The organism is Paenibacillus sp. OT2-17 (assembly GCF_009827695.1).
Classification (GTDB): Bacteria; Bacillota; Bacilli; order Paenibacillales; family Paenibacillaceae; genus Paenibacillus; species Paenibacillus polymyxa_B.
Genome location: NZ_WUDQ01000352.1, coordinates 1 through 3,870 on the forward strand (window position 1 = coordinate 1; position 3,870 = coordinate 3,870).

Consider the following 3,870-nt stretch of genomic DNA (forward strand, 5'->3'; position numbering starts at 1 on the left):
CTATGGTCGTTTTGATTGCTGGCATTATTTTGGTCAAACCTATTTTGAACGGTATGAATTTGGAACTGAGAGTTCATAATGTGGCCATATACTACCTTTGTGCCATGGCCTTCGGGATTGTTCCTCTATTTGCCTACACTGTGCTCCGAAGCTTTATGGATGCATTGGGACAAACCCGCTTTACGATGTTAATCACGCTCATGTCGTTACCCATCAATGTATTGTTAAATTATCTACTTATTTATGGAAACTGGGGTTTTCCGCGTCTGGGGGGTGTGGGTTCCGGGGTAGCGACGGCGACCACCTACTGGATCATCATGCTGGTTGCCGGTATCACTGCGCATCGTGGAAAAATATTTGCCGAATACCGAATCTTTAACAAAATATACGGGATTGCTGCTGGTGCTTTGAAAGAGCTCATCAAGATTGGAGTACCGATTGGATTTGCTATATTTTTTGAGACTGCCGTCTTTTCAGCCGTCACCCTCTTCATGAGCAGTTATAATACAGCTACCATAGCCGCACATCAGGCCGCCATGAACTTTGCATCTACGCTGTATATGATTCCACTCAGCATTTGCATGGCACTTACGATTCTGGTTGGCTATGAAACAGGAGCTACTCGCCCGCGGGATGCCAAAGCTTATAGTGTAATGGGTATCAGCAGCGCAGTAGGTCTATCACTGATTACAGCTATTGTACTGCTTATCTGGGGTGAACAGGTCGCTCGACTTTACTCCACCGATCCGCAGGTCATTCAATTGGCACAGCATTTTCTAATCTATGCGATTTTCTTTCAGATATCTGATGCTGTCGCTACACCTACACAAGGAGCGCTACGCGGGTATAAAGACGTCAATCCAGCCTTTTTGCTCACATTCCTCTCCTATTGGGTCATTGGGCTTCCTGTAGGATATATACTGGCACGCTGGACTTCATTGGGCCCCTACGGCTACTGGATCGGTTTGATTACAGGATTGGCAGTAGGCGCTATTTTACTTCTCTGGCGTCTGGTGAAAGTACAACGTCGTTTCTCCAAAAAAAAACAACACGCAGAGGCTATCTAGCCTTTGCGTGTCTCGATTACATATGCTGCGCCTAAAGTTATTCGTTTTTTCTCCACAATCGCCACTTCGTTCAGCTTGGGAGGAAATAGAAAGTGTCTCTCCACATGTTGTTCAATCTCCTCAAATGCCTGTTCTTCATTTTCAGCGGCGAGAATGACGGTCAGCGCTCCTTCCGAACTGTCCACTTCGATTTTGAATAGGTACATGTATGACTACCTCCTGATAGGATTCAAAGCTAAAAAAATAGCGGATGACTCGGGTCATCCGCATAATTTTGATCTTTTCCAATATCAGAGCCGATCTATTTTACATAAAGGCTCTTATTATTGGGACAAACGCAAGGCCAGCTCATAAAGCTCCATATTGAAATCTTTTTTGGTATTTACAACCTTGTCAATATCTGTAGCTACCAACTTACCGTCGATCGTTCCGCAAGCCTTGTCAGATATGCCCTCGATCAATTGGCGAACAGCAAAGTCACCCAAACGGCTCGCCAGGTTGCGGTCAAACGCTGTTGGTGTGCCTCCACGTTGGATGTGTCCAAGCACTGTAACACGAGGCTCATAATCCGGACAGTTTTCTTGGATAACCTGTGCTACTGTTTCGCCTTTGCCTACACCCTCAGCAACAATAATGATACTGTGGCGTTTGCCATGCTTAAAGTTTTGTTTCATCCGATCGGATACTTCATTCAGATCAAATTCTACCTCAGGCACCAAAATCGTTTCTGCGCCAGAAGCCAGACCCGCATGCAGAGCAATATCACCGCAATGACGTCCCATAACTTCCACGATGGAAGAACGTTCATGGGATGACATCGTATCACGCAGCTTGTTGATTGCATCCACTACGATACTAACCGCTGTATCAAAACCAATAGTGTAGTCCGTGAAGGAAATGTCATTGTCAATCGTACCCGGAAGACACATGGTTTTAATGCCCTGCTTGGTCAGTTTGTTAGCTCCTTGATAGGAACCGTCTCCACCAATCACGACTACGCCGTCAATTCCACGGTTACGCAAAATTTGAGCGCCTTTTTTCTGCCCTTCTTCAGTCGTAAATTCCAGGCATCTTGCAGATTGAAGTACAGTACCCCCACGTTGGATAATATCTCCAACGCTTCTCAGATCCATTGGAAAAATATCATCGTTCAAAAGGCCTTGATAACCGCGTTGAATCCCGAATACTTCCAGTCCAAAATACAATCCGCTACGTACGACGGCGCGAACTGCCGCGTTCATCCCTTGTGAATCTCCACCACTTGTTAATACTGCAATTTTCTTAACTGCTGTCATGATTTATGACCTCCTCAAAATAATCATATAAGCCTTCTTATCCATCGACTGTTTAATAAGAAAAACAAACGCATGAGCGGACTATTTTTCATTAAACGTCTCGAAACAGCGCGAACGTCCTGCTGCTCGCTAACTTTAGGGTCGGATAAATATAAAGCCAGCAATCCCTCGATAATCATCCGGTGAAAGGAGCTGGCAGGAACATCTGCAATATCAGCCCGCGCCCGATTCACAACGTAGGCGATCCGGTCTAGCATCATGTCGGTATCTTCATAATAATTGCAAAAGTTAAGATCTCCGCCCTTCCGGTCTTCGTCTTGATCGATTAGATAATCCAGCAAAATATGAAGACTGCACACATGTGGAAAATACGATGCATGTATTGAGGCAGCCCCTGCATCGGTCAGATGCTGGTCGCTGGCAGCAAGAAACAGCATAAAGACCCCCAGAGTTGAACCGGTAGCCGCAGCAAACTCATTCCAGCGCAACTCTGGTGTACGGTCTTTATGAAGCGACCACCAGTCCAAAAGCGCTTGTTCCCGCAGCTCGGGTTTAATATGCTTGTATACTTGCAAATCCGTGTATAATCGCGCCAAATCCTGAACGTAAGGCATTGCCGCCTCATAGCCCGGAAGCCTGCTTACACAAGACTGACAGGTTGTCACCAGCCCGGTCAAATAACCGCCATCCTCCTGCTCACGACGCAACTCATAATAATTCACTGGCCTAGCCGTCGGATTAACCGCATCCAGCATAGCCTGATGCCACAGCCTGAAATCATCCGGGTCCATGGACGTACTGCGATCACACAGGTTGTCCAGATAATCACTAATGGTCTGATACGCTACGATCAGCGGAATTAGCGTCTGCCGGGCAGACATATTGGCTGCGGCATAAACCGCCCCACCCACGCAGTGAAACGTCTTATCCGCTATGCTCGCAAGCGCCTGGCTTCGCAGCTCAGGGTCCGGAATTTGTTCGGCCTTGCTCTTCCAGTTACTCAATTCTAGTTTCGTTTCAGGGAGAATGTGCTTGTACATTCGGCTCATTAGACCTATGGGGCCTCTCGGTACTTGATAACGTCCTTGCTCAACATAACTCAAATGACGGTGCCTCCACATTGTTGTCTACGTAATTATACCTATCCAAACCATATCCATTATAATATGTTCGTCCTTTTAGCACAAATGAACAACCTCACTTTTTTCTTTAAAATTCAAGAAAAATGAGCTATTCTCACAAAAAGACTTTATACCTGTAATGTTTTATTAGTCAAAAATAGGAGTTACACAAAATCTATCCTTATAAGACTTTAATCGCAAATAGTATAAATGGCCTACCGCCTACTTATCCCTTGTCCTCTGCTGGCTTCACACCTTGGATTCCCTCTCCCATGCTTGCCTGCTTCCATTTCCCGAAAGCATAATAGAAAATGACTGCTACGGCAGAGATAGCCAAACCAACAGGAAAACTCCACCATACAGCATCTAGACCATACTCATCGGCAA

The 3,870-nt window shown here is 45.8% G+C and carries 4 protein-coding genes and 1 pseudogene; 1 reads left to right on the forward strand and 4 read right to left on the reverse strand.

Annotated elements, in window-relative coordinates; all coding sequences use genetic code 11:
* Nucleotides 1–1,067: MATE family efflux transporter (locus tag GRP75_RS21000; protein WP_160790269.1), on the forward strand; the 1,067-nt coding region annotated here is incomplete at its 5' end.
* On the opposite strand, the gene GRP75_RS21005 is transcribed toward GRP75_RS21000, so the two are convergent.
* The 4 genes and pseudogenes from GRP75_RS21005 to GRP75_RS30515 form a co-directional block, all read right to left on the reverse strand.
* Complete coding sequence (locus tag GRP75_RS21005) at nucleotides 1,064–1,273, reverse strand: DUF3906 family protein (protein ID WP_023988014.1); 210 nt, start codon at nucleotides 1,271–1,273, stop codon at nucleotides 1,064–1,066. The genes GRP75_RS21000 and GRP75_RS21005 overlap by 4 nt on opposite strands.
* Nucleotides 1,274–1,390: 117 nt before the next feature.
* The gene (gene pfkA / locus GRP75_RS21010; protein WP_023988013.1) at nucleotides 1,391–2,362 is read right to left on the reverse strand and encodes a 6-phosphofructokinase; all 972 of its coding nucleotides are present in this window, start codon (nucleotides 2,360–2,362) and stop codon (nucleotides 1,391–1,393) included.
* Between the two features lie 23 nt (nucleotides 2,363–2,385).
* Nucleotides 2,386–3,465 (reverse strand): tetraprenyl-beta-curcumene synthase family protein, encoded by a 1,080-nt coding sequence (locus tag GRP75_RS21015; protein WP_160790270.1) that lies wholly within the window; start codon nucleotides 3,463–3,465, stop codon nucleotides 2,386–2,388.
* 244 nt (nucleotides 3,466–3,709) lie between these two features.
* Nucleotides 3,710–3,870 (reverse strand): annotated as a pseudogene (locus GRP75_RS30515) (MATE family efflux transporter); the annotation flags it as partial.